Annotated in this window: 15 protein-coding genes; 7 read left to right on the top strand and 8 right to left on the bottom strand. The window is 65.5% G+C overall.

Annotation, left to right across the window (positions count from 1 at the left end):
• The 3 genes from B0E46_RS14030 to B0E46_RS14020 all read right to left on the bottom strand — a co-directional run.
• Positions 1 to 745 (bottom strand): TPM domain-containing protein (locus B0E46_RS14030; RefSeq protein ID WP_254425168.1); only part of this gene is annotated, 745 nt, incomplete at its 3' end.
• Positions 746 to 759: 14 nt separating this feature from the next.
• Positions 760 to 1,380 carry a LemA family protein gene (locus tag B0E46_RS14025; protein WP_077556405.1) on the bottom strand — a complete coding sequence of 207 codons (621 nt, stop codon included), beginning with the start codon at positions 1,378 to 1,380 and terminating at the stop codon, positions 760 to 762.
• A 98-nt stretch (positions 1,381 to 1,478) separates the two neighbouring features.
• On the bottom strand, positions 1,479 to 1,850 hold the full coding sequence (locus B0E46_RS14020) for a diacylglycerol kinase (protein ID WP_077556397.1): 372 nt from the start codon (positions 1,848 to 1,850) through the stop codon (positions 1,479 to 1,481).
• A 347-nt stretch (positions 1,851 to 2,197) separates the two neighbouring features.
• Here B0E46_RS14020 and B0E46_RS14015 point away from each other — a divergent pair, with 347 nt between their 5' ends.
• The 4 genes from B0E46_RS14015 (at position 2,198) to B0E46_RS14000 (ending at position 7,321) form a co-directional block, all read left to right on the top strand.
• Positions 2,198 to 3,796 (top strand): oligopeptide:H+ symporter, encoded by a 1,599-nt coding sequence (locus B0E46_RS14015; protein WP_077556396.1) that lies wholly within the window; start codon positions 2,198 to 2,200, stop codon positions 3,794 to 3,796.
• Positions 3,797 to 3,866: 70 nt separating this feature from the next.
• The gene (locus B0E46_RS14010; RefSeq protein ID WP_077556404.1) at positions 3,867 to 5,147 is read left to right on the top strand and encodes an ATP-binding protein; all 1,281 of its coding nucleotides are present in this window, start codon (positions 3,867 to 3,869) and stop codon (positions 5,145 to 5,147) included.
• 79 nt (positions 5,148 to 5,226) lie between these two features.
• The gene (locus tag B0E46_RS14005) at positions 5,227 to 5,811 is read left to right on the top strand and encodes a response regulator transcription factor (RefSeq protein WP_077556395.1); all 585 of its coding nucleotides are present in this window, start codon (positions 5,227 to 5,229) and stop codon (positions 5,809 to 5,811) included.
• 121 nt (positions 5,812 to 5,932) lie between these two features.
• On the top strand, positions 5,933 to 7,321 hold the full coding sequence (locus tag B0E46_RS14000) for a TIGR00366 family protein (RefSeq protein ID WP_077556403.1): 1,389 nt from the start codon (positions 5,933 to 5,935) through the stop codon (positions 7,319 to 7,321).
• An 81-nt stretch (positions 7,322 to 7,402) separates the two neighbouring features.
• On the opposite strand, the gene B0E46_RS13995 is transcribed toward B0E46_RS14000, so the two are convergent.
• The 5 genes from B0E46_RS13995 to B0E46_RS13975 all read right to left on the bottom strand — a co-directional run bounded on the left by B0E46_RS13995 (position 7,403) and on the right by B0E46_RS13975 (position 13,013).
• Positions 7,403 to 8,326, bottom strand: a complete 924-nt coding sequence (locus tag B0E46_RS13995; RefSeq protein ID WP_139350557.1) for an alpha/beta fold hydrolase — start codon at positions 8,324 to 8,326, stop codon at positions 7,403 to 7,405.
• A gap of 168 nt (positions 8,327 to 8,494) precedes the next feature.
• Positions 8,495 to 9,802: an ABC transporter permease gene (locus B0E46_RS13990; protein WP_077556393.1), complete on the bottom strand. Its 1,308-nt coding sequence runs from the start codon at positions 9,800 to 9,802 to the stop codon at positions 8,495 to 8,497.
• 12 nt (positions 9,803 to 9,814) lie between these two features.
• A complete protein-coding gene (locus B0E46_RS13985) occupies positions 9,815 to 10,978 on the bottom strand; it encodes an FtsX-like permease family protein (RefSeq protein WP_077556392.1) in 1,164 nt (387 codons plus the stop codon).
• Between the two features lie 10 nt (positions 10,979 to 10,988).
• Positions 10,989 to 11,675: an ABC transporter ATP-binding protein gene (locus B0E46_RS13980; protein WP_077556391.1), complete on the bottom strand. Its 687-nt coding sequence runs from the start codon at positions 11,673 to 11,675 to the stop codon at positions 10,989 to 10,991.
• A gap of 99 nt (positions 11,676 to 11,774) precedes the next feature.
• The gene (locus tag B0E46_RS13975) at positions 11,775 to 13,013 is read right to left on the bottom strand and encodes an efflux RND transporter periplasmic adaptor subunit (protein WP_254425167.1); all 1,239 of its coding nucleotides are present in this window, start codon (positions 13,011 to 13,013) and stop codon (positions 11,775 to 11,777) included.
• A 156-nt stretch (positions 13,014 to 13,169) separates the two neighbouring features.
• Between B0E46_RS13975 and B0E46_RS13970 the strand changes: the two genes are divergently transcribed.
• From B0E46_RS13970 to B0E46_RS13960, 3 genes are all read left to right on the top strand, one after another.
• On the top strand, positions 13,170 to 13,856 hold the full coding sequence (locus tag B0E46_RS13970; protein ID WP_077556389.1) for a fumarylacetoacetate hydrolase family protein: 687 nt from the start codon (positions 13,170 to 13,172) through the stop codon (positions 13,854 to 13,856).
• Between the two features lie 98 nt (positions 13,857 to 13,954).
• Positions 13,955 to 14,365: a large-conductance mechanosensitive channel protein MscL gene (mscL, locus tag B0E46_RS13965; RefSeq protein ID WP_077556388.1), complete on the top strand. Its 411-nt coding sequence runs from the start codon at positions 13,955 to 13,957 to the stop codon at positions 14,363 to 14,365.
• 136 nt (positions 14,366 to 14,501) lie between these two features.
• The gene (locus B0E46_RS13960; protein WP_077556387.1) at positions 14,502 to 15,941 is read left to right on the top strand and encodes a M20/M25/M40 family metallo-hydrolase; all 1,440 of its coding nucleotides are present in this window, start codon (positions 14,502 to 14,504) and stop codon (positions 15,939 to 15,941) included.
• Positions 15,942 to 15,950 lie beyond the last annotated feature (9 nt).

Here is a 15,950-nt window from a genome sequence, read left to right as displayed (position 1 = left end):
CCCCGCCACCGATCGAACGCCCGGCACCGCCAGGCAACAGCATCAGCACGCCACCGATCAGCGCGCCGATGATGCCGGCACCCATCGAGACCAGCACCCACAACAGTCCACCGGTCAGCACGGCGCCCAGTGGCGTGCGGACCCAGGCACTGGTCCGGCCGAATACGCTGCGCAGGAACAACGCCACGAACACGCCGATCATGAGGCTGTTCTGCAGACCGGGACCGGCATGCCCCTCGTTGGGAGCGCCCTGCACCGGTGGCGGCAACGACTCGCCGTTGATCAGCTGGGTCAGCGCGCCGACCGCATCGCTGATGCCGCCGAAATAATCGTTGCCGCGAAATTTCGGCGCGATGTACTCGCGGATGATGCGCGCGTTCGCCGCGTCCGGAATCGCCCCTTCCAGGCCATAGCCCACCTCGATGCGCACGCGCCGGTCGTTCTTCGCGACCAGCAGCAGCACGCCATCGTCGGTACCCTTGCGACCGATCTTGTTCGCCTCGGCCACCGCCAGCGAATACTCCTCGATCGCCTGCGGTTCGGTGCTGCCCACCATCAGCACCACCAGCTGCGCGCCCTTGGCTTTCTCCAGCGCGACCAGTTGCGCATCCAGCTGGTCGACCTGCGCCGCGCTCAACGTACCGGTGAGATCGGTGACGTGCCGTACCAGCTTAGGCACGGCCGTGTCTGCATGCAGCAGGGCCGGCGACAGCAAGGCGATCGCCAGCAGCAACAGGCGCGACATGCGCCGAAGCATCATCAGTGCGCCGAGGCAGCGGGTGCCGGCGTGCTGTTGCCGAAGTCCACCGTCGGTGCGGTGGAGATCGCCTTCTCGTTATCCACGCTGAAGTTCGGCTTCACCGCATAACCGAACATCTTTGCGGTGAGGTTGTTCGGAAAAGTGCGGATCATCGAGTTGTAATCCTGCACCGCCTGCACGTAACGATTGCGCGCCACGGTGACGCGGTTCTCGGTGCCTTCCAGTTGCGCCTGCAGATTCTGGAACAGGCCATCGGCTTTCAATTGCGGATAATTCTCGCTGACCACCATCAACCGCGACAGCGCATTGCCCAGCTCACCTTGCGCGGCCTGGAACTTCGCCAGTGCCTGCGGATCGTTGGCCAGCTCCGGCGTCACCTGGATGCTGCCGACCTTGGCACGGGCCTCGGTGACCTCGGTGAACACTTTTTCCTCGTGCTGGGCGTAACCCTTGACCGTGTTGACCAGGTTCGGCACCAGGTCGGCACGCCGCTGGTACTGGTTGAGCACTTCCGACCAGGCCGCCTTGACCGCCTCGTCCTGTCGCTGCATGGCGTTGTATCCACAGCCCGAGAGCATGACGGCCATCAGCAACAACACGCACAGACGCAAGGTATTCATGGCATCGCTCCAGCCCGTTGGTTCGGCCATTGCAGCATCCATGCCGGCGCAGCGCAATCGTTCCGGCGCCATCACGTAAAATCTGCATCGGTGCCAGCTCAAAGCCAGCGTGGCAACAGGATCAGTCCCCAGCTCAGCAACACCAGCACCAGCAGCAGGAACACCGCCGCCGAGCCCATGTCCTTGGCGCGGCCGGCCAGTTCGTGGAACTCCGGGCTGACCTTGTCGACCACCGCCTCGATCGCCGAGTTGAGCAGTTCGGCCGACAGCACCAGCAGCGGCGCCAGGATCAGCGCGAATTTCTCCAGCCCGCCGTTGCCCAGCCACAGGCCGAGCGGCACCAGCACGATGGCCAGACAAGCCTCGAGGCGGAACGATGCCTCATGGCGCCAGCCGGCCCGCAGGCCTTTCATCGACCACTGGAACGCCTGCCAGAGCTGTTTCGGACCGCGAAAACCTTCGGCTGCCATCTCGAGGCGACCGGCTCAGGCAAACGCCGGCAAGCGCCGGCCGGGATAAGCGGGAATGGCCGCAGCAAGCGGTCTGCCACGCAATGAAAGCTCGAAGATCGGCATGGCGGGCGGGGCTCTCCGTAGGGCGCACAAGCCATTAATGATGCCACAAGCGGCCTTGCCGCAGGAGTTGCCACGGCGGAGCCGGCACAAGCCGGCGCCGGTCGCAAGATTCCACCATGTCGCAGTGCAGCTACACCCGGATGGCGAATAGGTTACGCTTCGGCGGTTGTGATCCGTTCAGGGTCGCATGTCACCGGCGTTGCCCCGGCGTCGCCATGGTTTGAATCACGTACGGAAAAGATATGGCAATCCAGAACCCGCCCGTCTCGCAGACGCGCTCCTTCACTACCGTCTTCATGATCGAGATGTGGGAGCGCTTCGGCTTCTACGGCATGCAGGTATTGATGGTCACGTTCCTGATGAAGAAGCTTGGCTTCGTCGATACCAAGGCCAACCTGGTCTGGGGTGCGGCGGCGGCGCTGATCTACGCCACGCCGGCGATCGGCGGGTGGGTCGGCGACAAGCTGCTGGGCACGCGGCGCACCATGCTGATCGGCGCGACGGTGCTGGCGATCGGCTACGGCATCCTGTGGATCCCGCCGGAGACGCTGGGCCTGACCGATGGCGGCAGCGGCCTGATGGCCTTGCTGACCCCAGCCAACCTCACCTATTTCGCGCTCGGCGTGATCGTGGTCGGCAATGGCTTCTTCAAACCCAATGCGGGCAACCTGGTGCGCAAGATCTACGAGGGCGACGACACCAAGATCGACAGCGCCTTCACCATCTACTACATGGCGGTGAACATCGGTTCGATGATCTCGATGACGGCCACGCCCTTGATTCGCGATGTCGTCGCCAAACACTACGGCGACTCGATGGGCTGGCACACCGCGTTTGGCGTCTGTGCGATCGGCCTGATCCTGGGCATGTTCAATTACTTGTTCATGCGCCGCGCGCTCGTGCATATCGGTTCGCCTGCGGACGACTTGCCGATGAACATGCGTCGCGCGTTGCCGGTGTTCGGGGCGGCCTTCCTGATGATTTTCGTGGTCGCGTTCATTCTGCAGAGCGAGGCGGTGGCGAAGGTCTGCGTCTACGCCGCCGGCGTGGTGATCCTGGGCGTTTTCGCGCACCTGATCCGCAGCAGCAAGCCGAGCGAGCGTGCCGGCCTGATCGCCGCGCTGGTGCTGACCGTGCAGACGATCTTTTTCTTCATCTTCTACTCGCAGATGGCGACGTCGCTGAACCTGTTCGCGCAGCACAACGTGGACCTGTCGTTCAACGTATTCGGGGTGCACCTGTTCAACTGGATCCCCGAGCAGTACCAGAATCTAAACGCGATCTGGATCGTCGTCCTGAGCCCGGTGCTGGTGTTCGCCTACAACGCGCTTGGCCGGGTCGGCAAGGATCCCTCGATCGCACTCAAGTTCGCGCTGGGCTTTGCCGCCGTGGCCGTCGGTTTCTTCATGTATGGCGTGGGTGCAGGCGCCGCGGTGGCCGGCCAGGTGTCGTCGTGGACGATGGTCTGGGGCTATGGCTGGTATTCGCTGGGCGAACTGCTGGTCAGCGGCCTCGGCCTGGCGATGATCGCGCGCTATGTGCCCTCGCGCATGGGCGGCTTCATGATGGGCGCGTACTACGTGGCCGTGGGCCTGTCGCAGTACCTCGGCAGCATCGTGGCCAACTATGCGCACATCCCCGACAACATCACCGATCCGGTGCAGTCGCTGACGATCTACGTGAGCCTGTTCAACAAGCTCGGTTTCGTCGGCATCGCCTGCGTGGTGATCGCGCTGGTCATGCTGCCGCTGATGAACAGGCTGTCGGCCAGCCATTCCGATCCGGCGAACAACCACACGCCGCTGCCCGCCGTTCGCAGCGAGGAATTCAACACGCCCTGACCCGCCAGCCCGGCCCGTCGTGCCACGCACGACGGGCCGCCCGGATCATCGGCAAGCACGGATGATCGCCATGCCGCATCGTCCCGCCCAACGCATCGGCCCGTTCGCGCTGACCCGCACGCTGGCCTGGCTCAGGCTCTGTGCCATCGCCGGGCAAAGCGTGGCCGTACTGGTCTGCGCCTGGTGGATGCAGCTCGACATTCCGCTGCTGCCGCTGTTGCTCGGTATCGGCCTGCTGGCGGTATTTTCTGTTTTCGCTGCCTGGCGGCTGCGCCTGCCATGGCCGATGAGCGAATGGGAAACCATCGGCCATATTGCCGCCGACACGCTGGTGCTCGGCTACCTGCTGTACTTCACCGGTGGCGCCAGCAATCCGTTCATCACCCTGCTGCTGGTGCCGATCGCACTGAGTGCGGCGGCGCTGTCGGTACGCGCGATCCTGGCCGTGGCCGCCCTGGCCGGCGTCGCCTACCTGATCCTGCTGGCATGGCACGTGCCGCTGCCCATGCCGATGCATGGCGAGGACGGCGCACACGGCGGCTTTTCGCTGCACGTGGTCGGCATGGGCGTGAACTTCGTGATCAGCGCGCTGTTGCTGGGGTTCTTCATCAACCGGCTGGCGCATGCATTGCGCGTACAACAGCTGGAAGTGCAACGGGTACGCGAACGTGCGCTGCGCGACGAAGGCATCCTTGCGATCGCCACCCAGGCTGCCGGTGCCGCGCACGAGCTCAACACGCCGCTGTCGACGATGCGCACCCTGCTGCCCGAACTGCGCCGCGAACATGCCGGCGATGTCACGCTGGCCGAGGACCTGGCGCTGCTGGAGGGCCAGGTCGATCGCTGCCGCACGATCCTGCGCGAGATGGTCGCGTTCGGGAAAGCGCAGCTGTCACAGGAGCCGGAGCGGCTCAGCGTGGACCAGTTCATCCATGGCTGCCTGGAGCGCTTCCAGCTGCTGCGGCCGGAAGCGGAGCTGGGCCTTGAGCTGGACCAGCCCACCGCACTGACTGTGTTGCGCACGCCACCCGGCCTGCGCCACGCCCTGCTCAACCTGCTCAACAACGCTGCCGACGCCTCGGCCAGCTGCGATTCCAACGCGGTGATGCTGCAGGTCACCCGCGAGGCCGGATGGCTGCAGCTGTGCGTGAGCGACCGCGGCCCCGGCTTTGACGACGCCGCCGATGCCGCCCTGCTCGGATACTCGCAAAAGCAGACCGGGCTTGGACTTGGCCTGGCCCTGGCCGAGGCCACCGCGGAACGCCTGAACGGCGAGCTGACCGCGGGCAATACCGACCAAGGCGCCAAGGTGTGCCTGCGCCTGCCGCTGGCCGTCATCGCGGAACCTTGAATGCACCGCGACGCCGCGCGTGCATGCGTTGCCGCATCCGGCAAGAATGCACACTGTTCTACTTTGAGGAACCACTGCAATGTCCGAGTTGCCCCAAGCCACCATGGCGCGCCCGCTGCTACTGGTCGACGACGACGCCACGTTCGTGCGCGTGCTGGCACGCGCACTCAGCTCGCGCGGTTTCGAGGTGATCACGGCAACCAGTTTCGACGAAGCACGTGCGCTGACTCGCCGACAGCATCCACGCTATTGCGTACTCGATCTCAAACTGGGCGAGGAAAACGGCCTGCGCCTGATTCCCGAACTGCACGCACTGGTGCCTGACCTGAGGGTGTTGTTGCTGACCGGGTATGCCTCGATCGCCACCGCCGTGGAAGCGATCAAGCGCGGCGCGCATGACTACCTGGCCAAGCCGGTCGATGCCGACGCGGTAGTACGTGCGCTGCTCGATGGCGACAGCACCGACATCGACGAACACGAGCTGCCCGATACTCCCGAAGCGCCGCTGGCGCTGCGCCGGCTGGAGTGGGAGCACATCCAGCGCGTACTCACCGAATGCGACGGCAACATCTCCGAAACCGCACGCCGGCTTGGCATGCACCGCCGTACCCTGCAGCGCAAGCTCGGCAAGCACCCGGTACGCGAGCGGCCCGAGCGCGAGTAACCAGGGCAGGCTGCGGCGCCGACGCCTTCGACCATCGTCGGCTTGCCTGCGCGATGGCCGGCGCGTGACCATGCCGGCGGCACCTGCGGAGGACCCCATGAGCGCGAAACAAGACGGATTGATGGCCCGCATGGCCTTGCGCAGCGCAGCCTGGGCGGAGCGCTGGTTCCCTGACGCATGGGTATTCGCGGCACTCGGCGTGGTCGTGGTGGCGCTGGCGGCCCTCGGCTTCGGCGCCACGCCCACGGCAGCCGTGAGCGCTTTCGGCGACGGCTTCTGGAGCCTGATCCCGTTCACCATGCAGATGGCGTTCGTGGTGATCGGCGGCTACGTGCTGGCCACCGCACCGATCGTGGCACGCTTCATCGACGTGCTGGCCCGCGCACCGCGCACGGGACGCGGGGCGATCGTCTACGTGGCGCTGGTCAGCATGCTGGCCTCGCTGTTGAGCTGGGGTTTCTCGCTGGTGTTCGGCGGCCTGCTGGTGCGTGCGCTGGCGCGGCGCACCGACCTGCGCATGGATTACCGCGCGGCGGGCGCGGCGGCCTACCTCGGGCTCGGCGCGATCTGGGCGATGGGACTGTCGTCATCGGCGGCGCAGTTGCAGGCGAATCCGGCCAGCATGCCGCCGGGCCTGCTGGCGATCACCGGCGTGCTGCCCTTCAGCGAGACGATCTTCCTGTGGCAGTCGTTCGTGCTGACCGGCGTGCTGATCGTGGCCTCGCTGCTGATCTGCTGGACCACCGCACCGTCGGAGGCGAACGCACGCACCGCACAGGATTTCGACGTCGGCGAAACCGCGACGCCGGCGCTGCCGCCACGCACGCGTCCCGGCGAGTGGCTGGAATACAGCCCGCTGCTGTCGCTGGCGATCGGCCTGCTCGGCCTGGGTTGGCTCGGTCACGAATTCGCCAGCAAGCCGGCGATCAGCGCGATCGCCAATTTGAATACCTACAACTTCCTGTTCCTCACCCTCGGCCTGCTGCTGCATTGGCGGCCGCGCAGCTTCCTCAATGCGGTGAGCCGCGCCGTGCCCAGCACCTCCGGGGTGTTGATCCAGTTTCCGCTGTACGGCGGCATCGCCGCACTGCTCACGCAGACGCCGGGCTTCGGCGGCGCGACGCTGGCGCACCGGCTGTCGAACCTGTTCGTGCACATTGCAGGCACCGAGAGTTTCCCTGCGGTAATGGGCGCCTACTCCGCCGTGCTCGGCTTTTTCGTGCCGTCCGGCGGCGGCAAGTGGCTGGTCGAGGCGCCCTACGTGATGCAGGCGGCGAACGACCTGCACGTCCATCTGGGCTGGGCGGTGCAGGTGTACAACGCCGCCGAGGCGCTGCCGAACCTGATCAACCCGTTCTGGATGCTGCCGCTGCTCGGCGTGCTGGGTCTGAAGGCGCGCGACGTCGTCGGCTACACCTTCATGCAACTGGTGGTACACGTGCCGCTGGTGCTGGGCCTGCTGTGGCTGCTTGGCTTGACGCTCACTTATGTGCCGCCGGTAATGCCGTAGACATTCTGTGTAGGAGCGCACCCTATGCGCGAACGCTTTGCTGTTGATTGCCGCAAAGAGCATTCGCGCACAGGTGCGCTCCTACAACTTCGGGGCAGCAATTGGATCCGCTGCTGGTGTCGTGACGAAAGGCAGTGGCATGAAACCGGGACAGCTGCCGCTGGCATCCACCGGCACCCCCTGCATCCAGTCGAGCAGTGGTGGCAACAGGCGGTCGGTACGCATCGGCAGAATCAAATGCCCTTCTTGCGACACCTCCACATAGCTCGCGCGTGGCGAGCGTCGAGCCAGCTCGCTCAAGCCATCGCCCGCGATTAGGTTGTCCTCGGCGCCGCGCAGGATCAATGCGCACGACGGCGTGTGTGCCAGCGCGTCGCCCGGATCGGGCTGCGCCAGGTCGACACCCAGCTGTCGGCTCGCGCGCTGGATCGCCTGATCCACTTCGCGCGGGCGTATCCATGATGCCAGCCAGCGATGGCCGAACAGGTCGCCGGCCGGTGCGCGACGGATGACTGTCGCGGCACTGGCGTAAGGCTCGATTGCGATTACACCGTGCACCTCCGCCAGTTTCGGTGCGGCAAACAAAGCCACCGTACCGCCGTAGGAAACCCCGAACAGATACAGCGGCCCCGGCAACCGCTTCGCCGCCCGCAGATCGCGCACCAGGTCGACGATGTCATCCGCTTCGCGCGGGCCATAGCCCACTGGCGCATCGGCCGACTCGCCATGACTGCGCAGATCGGGCATCACCACCGTATAGCCGGCACTGGCGAACAGCAGCGCCCAGGTCGTCAGCGCCGAACCTTCCATGCCCCAGGGATGCAGCAGGATCACACTGCCGCGTGCAGGCAACGCGGGTGCGTTGCCCAGCTCGACACCGAACTTGTAATCGAAATTGAGGCTGTAGTGATGATCCTTGCGCTGCTCCCGCACGTTGGCCCTGAAGTCATACGCGCGCGGCTGGCCGTACCAGTTGGCCATGCGTACGCCTTGCTGCGTGCTCATGGCATCGAACTGGAAATCGGCCCGCTTCAACCACTGCCTGAACTGCGCCAGATCCGCCCGGTTTACGCGCCACAAAGCTCGTGCAACCGCCCAGCGCAAACACCAGCAACACGGCCAGCCATCGTCCCTGGCGCATCCCTGCCTCCTGCAAAATTCAACCCGTTTCGATCATAACTCGCGCAACGCCGTGGTCACCGGAAGCCGCGCGGCGCGCACAGCGGGAAACAGGCCGCCAATGAAGCCAATCGCCAGTGCCCATTTCAGACCATCCCAAAGCAACTGCGGGGAGACCTTGAAGCGAAACACGACCTGGGTCAGTCCATTCAAGGTGGACGCGGTGTAGCCATTGAACACGAGCCACACGATCAGCGCGCCGAGCACCCCGCCGAGCAGGGCCAGCAACATGGTCTCCAGCATGACCGACACCACCACGGGTGCTCCACGAAAACCGATCGCGCGCAGCGTGGCGATCTCCCTCGCACGCGATGCAACGGCGGCGAACATGCAGTTGAGCGCGCCGAAGATCGCGCCAATCGCCATGATGATGCCTACCGTCAGTCCGACGATATGGATCGTCTTGGCCAGGCTTGCCGACTGCTTGGCGAAGTAGTCAGCCGTCGTGCTGGCTTCCACCTTGAGCTTCGGGTCCGAGGCGAGCGCGGCATTGAAGCTGTCGAACGCGGCAGGGCCGGTCAGCTTGACCAGCACCGACTCGGCGCTGTTGCCGCGACGATACGCCGAAGCAACGGCCTCGCGATCCGCCCAAAGCTCCGAGTCATAGGCGTCGCCGGACGCAAATACGCCGACCACCTTCCACGATTCGGTGCCCAGCTTCACCTCGTCGCCCACGGCCATGCCGGCAAACTGTCGTGCCGCACCCTGCCCCACATCCAGCTCGCGCAGGCCGGGCGTGAACTTCCGCCCCTGGACGATCTTCAGACCTGGTCGCAGCGCCCACGCTTCGGCATCGACACCTCGCAGCTGCGCATTGGCATCTTCGTCCGAACCCTGCTGCTTGACGCTCGCCGCTACCACCAGTTCGGCCGACACCAACGGTTTGCCGCCGGCATCGCGCGCGATGCCGGGCGCCTGTCCAATCGCCAGCACGTCGTCGTGCACCAGCACCGATGCCGATTCCGCAGCCGATCCACCGCGCAGCACGATGGCAGTGTCGGTGCGCCCGCCACTTTGCAGTGTCGCCGTCAGACCCTCGCCCATCGCCAGCAGGGCCACCAGCACCGCTACGACACCGGCGATGCCGATCACGATGACCGACGAGGAACCGGCGCGCTGCCTCAGCGTACTGACCCCTACCGCGGTCATCGAGGCGGTCTGGCGGCCGCTGCGGGAGAACCCGAGCCATGCGGCGAATATCACCGCGAGCGCGAGCGCACCCAACCAGGGCAGCATCGTCCACCCGAACAAGGCGACGACGACCAGCAGAACCAGGCTCAGGTTGATCAGGAATTTCTTCATGAGGGGATCTCTCTAACGACCACTGAGTGCGTCGACGATGTTCAGGCGCATCGCGCGCCACGCGGGTAACCAGCCGACGATCACGCCGATGGCCAGCATCAGGGAAATACCGAGAAACCACGTGCTGGCACTGACCCCATGCACCGGAATCATGCCGCCGCTGGCCGCACCGATGCCCGGCACGATGACCGAGACCAGAGCAAGGCCGACAAGGCCGCCGAGCAGCAGCAACAGCACGCTCTCGCAGAGCACCATCGCCTGCACGCTGCGATTGGAAAAGCCGATCGTCTTCAGCACCGCCAGTTCGGAGGTGCGCTCGCGCACCGCCTGCATCATGGTGTTGCCGGTAAGCAGCAGCAGGGTGAAGAACACGGCACCCATGATCGACACCACGATCAAGCCGATGTTCACCAGCTGCTTGATGAAGGACGCCTGGAATGCCTGCTCGGTCTGCGCCTTCGTCTCGTGGTCGGAATTGGCCGAGATGGCGTCGATCGCTTTGGCCACCTCGTCGGCATGCGCCGGGTTGGCCACCTTCACCACATACCAGTGCACCGTGCCCGAGCCGAAGGCGTTGTTCTCGTCGAAGTATTTCCAGTGGAACATCAGCATCTGCTCGCGCCCGGCCGCCTGCTCGTTCCTGGCATGGAAGATGCCCACGATATCGAACGTCCAGGTGTTGCCGCCGGATGACTTGGACGGGAATATCGTCGACTGCAGGGGAATCTTGTCGCCGATCTTCCAGCCGTATTTCTTCGCCAGCGCGGCCCCGACGATGGCGCCCGTGCGGGTACGATCCCACATCGCGCGCTGGTCCGCCGGCAGCACCAGTTCCGGGTAGAGATCGACGTAATCCGGACTCACCGCGAAACTGATTACCTGGTTTCGCGGGTCCTGGTAGACGCCACCGAACCAGTTCGCCGACGCAACCGCGCTCACCCCGGGCACGGCAGCAATGCGCGCACCCAAGCTTTCCGGCAACGCCTGCTGCATCGACATGCGCGAGTTCACGATCAGGCGTCCCGCGCCGTCGACGCTGTCGCCCGCGCTGAATGCCATCCGCACCGAGTTGAGCAGGCCGAACAACAGGAAGGCTGCAACGATCGAGACCAGGGTCAGAAAGGTACGCGTCTTGCGCCGGAACAGAGCGGCCCAGATCAGATGAAGGTATTTCATCGTCTTCTCCTCACGCCGCCGCCTGTTCGACCAGGGTGCCCTTGTCCAGCTGCAGGGTATGGCTGGCGTACTCGGCCGCCTTCGGATCGTGGGTGACCATCACGATGGTCTTGCCGTGTTCGCGGTTGAGCTGCTGCAGCAGGCCGAGTACGTCCTCGGCGGACTGGCGATCCAGATCACCGGTCGGCTCGTCGCAGACCAGCAGGGTGGGATCGGAGACGATCGCACGGGCGATCGCCACGCGCTGCTGCTGGCCGCCGGAAAGCTCGCTCGGCTTGTGCGTGGCACGATCGGCCAGGCCCACCAGCTGCAATGCGATCGCGGCGTTCTTCCGGCGCTGGGCGCCGGAGAGCTTGGTCAGCAGCAGCGGCAGTTCGACATTGCGCTGCGCCGACAGCATCGGCATCAGGTTGTAGAACTGGAACACGAAGCCGACGTTCGACGCGCGCCACTTCGCCAGCGCGCCGCCGCCGAGCTGGTCGATGCGCTGGCCGCCCACGGTGATGCTGCCGGCGCTCGGCGTATCCAGGCCACCGATCAGGTTGAGCAAGGTGGTCTTGCCGGAGCCGGACGGCCCCATCAGCGCCAGGAAGTCGCCTTCGGGGATCGCCAGGTTGACGTGGTGCAGCACCTCGACCTTCTGCCTGCCGCGCTCGTAGGTCTTGGCGAGATTCTGGATATCGATCAGTGTGCCCATGTGTTTCTCCGGTGAATGTCTGATCTTTGCGCGATGCTGTTGTGTGGAATATCTGTGCCAAAGCTCGCGCACAGGGTGTGCTCCTGCACGAATTCCTGCCTACGGTTTTTCGGCTTTCATCTGGACGTCCGAACCGTCGTGCAGCTCGGACGGTGGTGCAACCACCACGCTGTCGCCGGGTTTCACCGCTGCCGGCAGCAGGCGCAGCTCGCCATAGGCCTGCGTGGCCGGGTTCACCGTGCGCTGCTGCGCCTGGGCGCCCTCGACCACGAACACCACGCTGTGTCCGTCGCGCTGCACGATCGCCGCAGCCGGCACCAGCACGCCTTGCGGCACCTGTGCGCCGGCCTGCGGCTTCACTTCGAGGAACGACACCCGCACGCCCATGTCGGGCACGATGCGCGCATCCTTTTTCTCCAGCGCCACGCGTACCTTGATGGTGGCTTTGCCGCGATCGGCGGTCGGCACGATCGCGATCACGTGGGCGGGAATCTTCCAGTCCGGATACGCGTCCAGCACCGCCTCGGCCGACATGTCCGGCTTGACCCGACCGATATAGGCTTCGTTGACGTCGACGTCGACTTCCAGCGAATCCATGTCGACGATGGTGCCCACACCGGTACGCGTGAAGCCGCCGCCGGCGGAGAACGGCGAGATGATCTCGCCGACTTGCGCGTCCTTGGTGGTGATCACGCCGGTGAACGGCGCGCGCACCACGCAGTAATCGAAATTGACCTGTGCCTCGGTGACCTGTGCATCGGCCGATACCGCGGTCTTCTGCTGCGAGACGAGCATGGCGCGCGTGCTGTCGGCCAGCGTGACGGCCTGCTCGGCTGCCTGCTTCGAGACCAGCCCCTGCGCGGCCAGCGACCGCTGGCGCGCCGCGTCGCGCAGGTTCTGCGCCAGCTGGGCCTGGTATTGCGCCACCAGCGCGTGGGCCGCCGAGGCCTGCGCCTTGGCCGTGTCGAGAGCGGCCTTGTACGCGCTGTCGTCCAGTCGCGCCAGCACCTGATCCTTGCTGACGTGGTCGCCCTCCTCGATCAGCACCGCGGTGAGCGTGCCGGTGATCTGCGCCGAAACGGTCGCCTGCCGGCGCGCCGTGACATAGCCGGTGGCCTGCAGCACCGCACCGGCTTCGCTGTCCGATGAGGGCGTTGCCGCGACAGCGGTCTGCACCGCCACGGCACGATGGCCCAGCAGCACCCAGCCGGCACCGCCCAACAGCAGGAGCACGATGATCGCGCCGACGATCCACCGCCAGCGACCGCCGCCACCGGCGTGGTCGTCGCGCTGGTGGCGCTCGATGCGCAGTTCCTTCAACAGATCGGCATTGCTCACCCTGACTCCCTGCCCGGCCTGGCCGGTTGCTCGACACCAACAAGAGTGGCGGATCGGCTGCAGCGCCATCAGGGTGCAGCATCAGCCATCGTCAATGACAGCTGTCACCCGCGCAAGTCCCAGCTACATCGCGCGCGGTTTGCTACGCTTGTCGGCATGACCTACACGATCGCGCCACCCGCCATTTCCAGCCTGCCGATCATCGGCAGCGACCAGCGCTTCCCTATCCGCAGGGTGTTCTGCATCGGCCGCAACTACGCCGAACATGCACGAGAAATGGGTGCCAGCGTGGACAAGTCCGCGCCGATGTTCTTCTGCAAGCCGGCCGACGCCGTGGTCAGCGACGGTGCCGACGTGCCTTATCCCTCGGCCACGAACGACCTGCATCACGAGGTTGAAATGGTGGTGGCGCTCGGCAGCGGCGGACATGACCTCACCCCGGAACAGGCCGCTGCACTGGTGTGGGGCTACGGCGTGGGGCTGGACCTGACCCGCCGCGACCTGCAGGCGCAGGCCAAGGCGAAGGGACACCCGTGGGACGTGGCCAAGGCGTTCGATCATTCCGCGCCGGTTTCCGCGCTGCGTCGAGCTGCCGACGTGACACTGGATGCACACAGCGTGCTGCGGCTGAGCGTCAACGGCGAGCTGCGCCAGCAGACCACGCTGGGCGAGATGGTGCATGGCGTACCGCAAATTATTGCAGCCCTGTCCACGCTGTTCGAGTTGAAGGGCGGCGACCTGATCTTCACTGGTACCCCGGCCGGCGTTGCTGCGTTGCAGCGCGGCGACCGCTTCCATGCCGAGCTGCTGGGCGTCGCCGAGCTGGATGGCCGGATCGGCTGAATTCCTGGTGTTTTCTACGAAATTTTCCTCTGTCCGCCAATGCGGCGGCGCGCTACAGTCCGCCTGCCATCCGGCTCAATCGAGGGAGTACCAGCAGCATGAGCATGCTCGCCGAGTTCAAGGCTTTCGCGATGCGCGGCAACGTCATCGACCTGGCGGTCGGTGTGGTGATCGGCGGCGCGTTCGGCAAGATCGTTACCTCACTGGTCGACCAGATCATCATGCCGCCGATCGGCATGCTGACCGGCGGTATTGATTTCTCCGCCCTGAAATGGGTGCTCAAGCCAGGTGACGACAGCGACCCGAAACACAAGATCGCCGAAGTGGCGATTCAGTACGGGTCCTTCATCAACACCCTGATCCAGTTCCTGATCATTGCGTTCGCGATCTTCATGGTGGTCAAGGCGATCAACAGCATGCAGAAGAAAAAGGAAGATGCGCCCGCCGCCCCACCGGCCGACGTGGCGCTGCTCACCGAGATTCGCGACCTGCTGAAGAACAAGCCGTAGCGCGATGGCCTAGCGCAAGGACCGGGCCGTTCGTGGATGGTCCGGCCCTTGTCGTTTCCACGACAGGCATGACTTCTGGCCTAAGCGCCGCCTGGCATCGGCGCCATAATCGGGGTTTACCCTGCGGAGTTCCCCGATGCGCCGTCTTCCTCTCACCCTGCTCGCCGCCAGCCTGCTGCTGGCCACCGGCATGGCCAGCGCCGCCACCCCGACCAGCATTCCCGCGGCAGCCGTAAAGACGGCCGAACAACTGCGCGACAAGGCGATGCAGGACGATACCGGCTACCGGATCGTCGAATCGCTGACCACCGAGGTCGGTCCGCGCATGGCCGGCAGCGATGCCGACCAGCGCGCGCGCGACTGGGCAGTCGCCAAGTTCAAGGCACTCGGCTATGACAAGGTCTATACCGAGGCGGTCAGCTTCCCGCTGTGGGAGCGTCACAGCGAACACGGCGCGATCGTGACGCCGTTCCCGCAACCGCTGGTGCTGACCGCACTGGGCTATTCACCCGGCACGCCGAAGGGTGGCCTCACCGCACAGGTCGTGCAATTCGCCAGCCTCGACGCTCTGAAGGCCGCCGACCCGGCCAGCGTGAAGGGCAAGATCGTCTACATCGGCTACCGCATGCAGCGCCACAAGGACGGCCACGACTACGGCATGGGCTCGGCGGTGCGCACCGCCGGCCCGGTGATCGCCGAAGCGAAGGGTGCCGCCGGCTACCTGCTGCGTTCGGCCGGCACCGACGCGGACGAGCGCATCGCGCATACCGGCGTCACCGGCTTTCACGGCAACGACAAAGGCATTCCTGCCGCCGCGCTGTCCAACCCCGATGCCGACCAGCTCGAGCGCGTGCTGGCCTACGGCAAGCCGGTCAGCGTGAAGCTGGATCTGGATTGCGGCATCGTCGGCCAGTACACCGGCGCCAACGTGATCGGCGAGATCACCGGCAAGAAGTATCCCGACCAGGTAGTCGCGATCGGCGGCCATCTGGATTCCTGGGATCCGGGCACCGGCGCGATCGACGACGGCGCCGGCGTGGCGATCGCGATGGCCGCCGGCAAACTCATCCACGACTTGCCGCAGCGGCCCGACCGCACGATCCGCGTGATCGCCTTCGCCAACGAGGAGATGGGCCTGTGGGGCGGCAAGGCCTACGCCGAGAAACACGCGGCCGAAGTCGGCAAGTTCCAGCTCGGCAGCGAATCCGATTTCGGTTCCGGCCCGGTCTGGCGCATGAGCGCCAGCGTGAAGCCGGAGGCACGCGACGCGATCGGCCAGATCGCCAAGGTGCTCGCACCGATCGGCGTGGCCTACGATCCGCAGCATCCGGGTGGTGGCGGCTCGGACCTGTCGCAGATGCACGGCAAGGGCATGGCCGCTTTGTCGCTGACCCAGGACGGCACCTATTACTTCGACTGGCACCACACGTCCAACGACACGCTGGACAAGATCGACCCGAAACAGCTGGCGCAGAACGTGGCGGTATATGCCACGTTCTCGTACATGGCGGCACAGGCCAATGGCGACTTCGGTTCCGCGCCCGGCGCGTTTGCCGGCGACGGGGCTGGTGAATGACCGCTGCCG

Source organism: Rhodanobacter sp. B04, from assembly GCF_002001125.1.
Lineage (GTDB): Bacteria > Pseudomonadota > Gammaproteobacteria > Xanthomonadales > Rhodanobacteraceae > Rhodanobacter.
The sequence above is the reverse complement of the archived record's forward strand: the minus strand, read 5'-3'. Positions and strand labels throughout refer to the sequence as shown.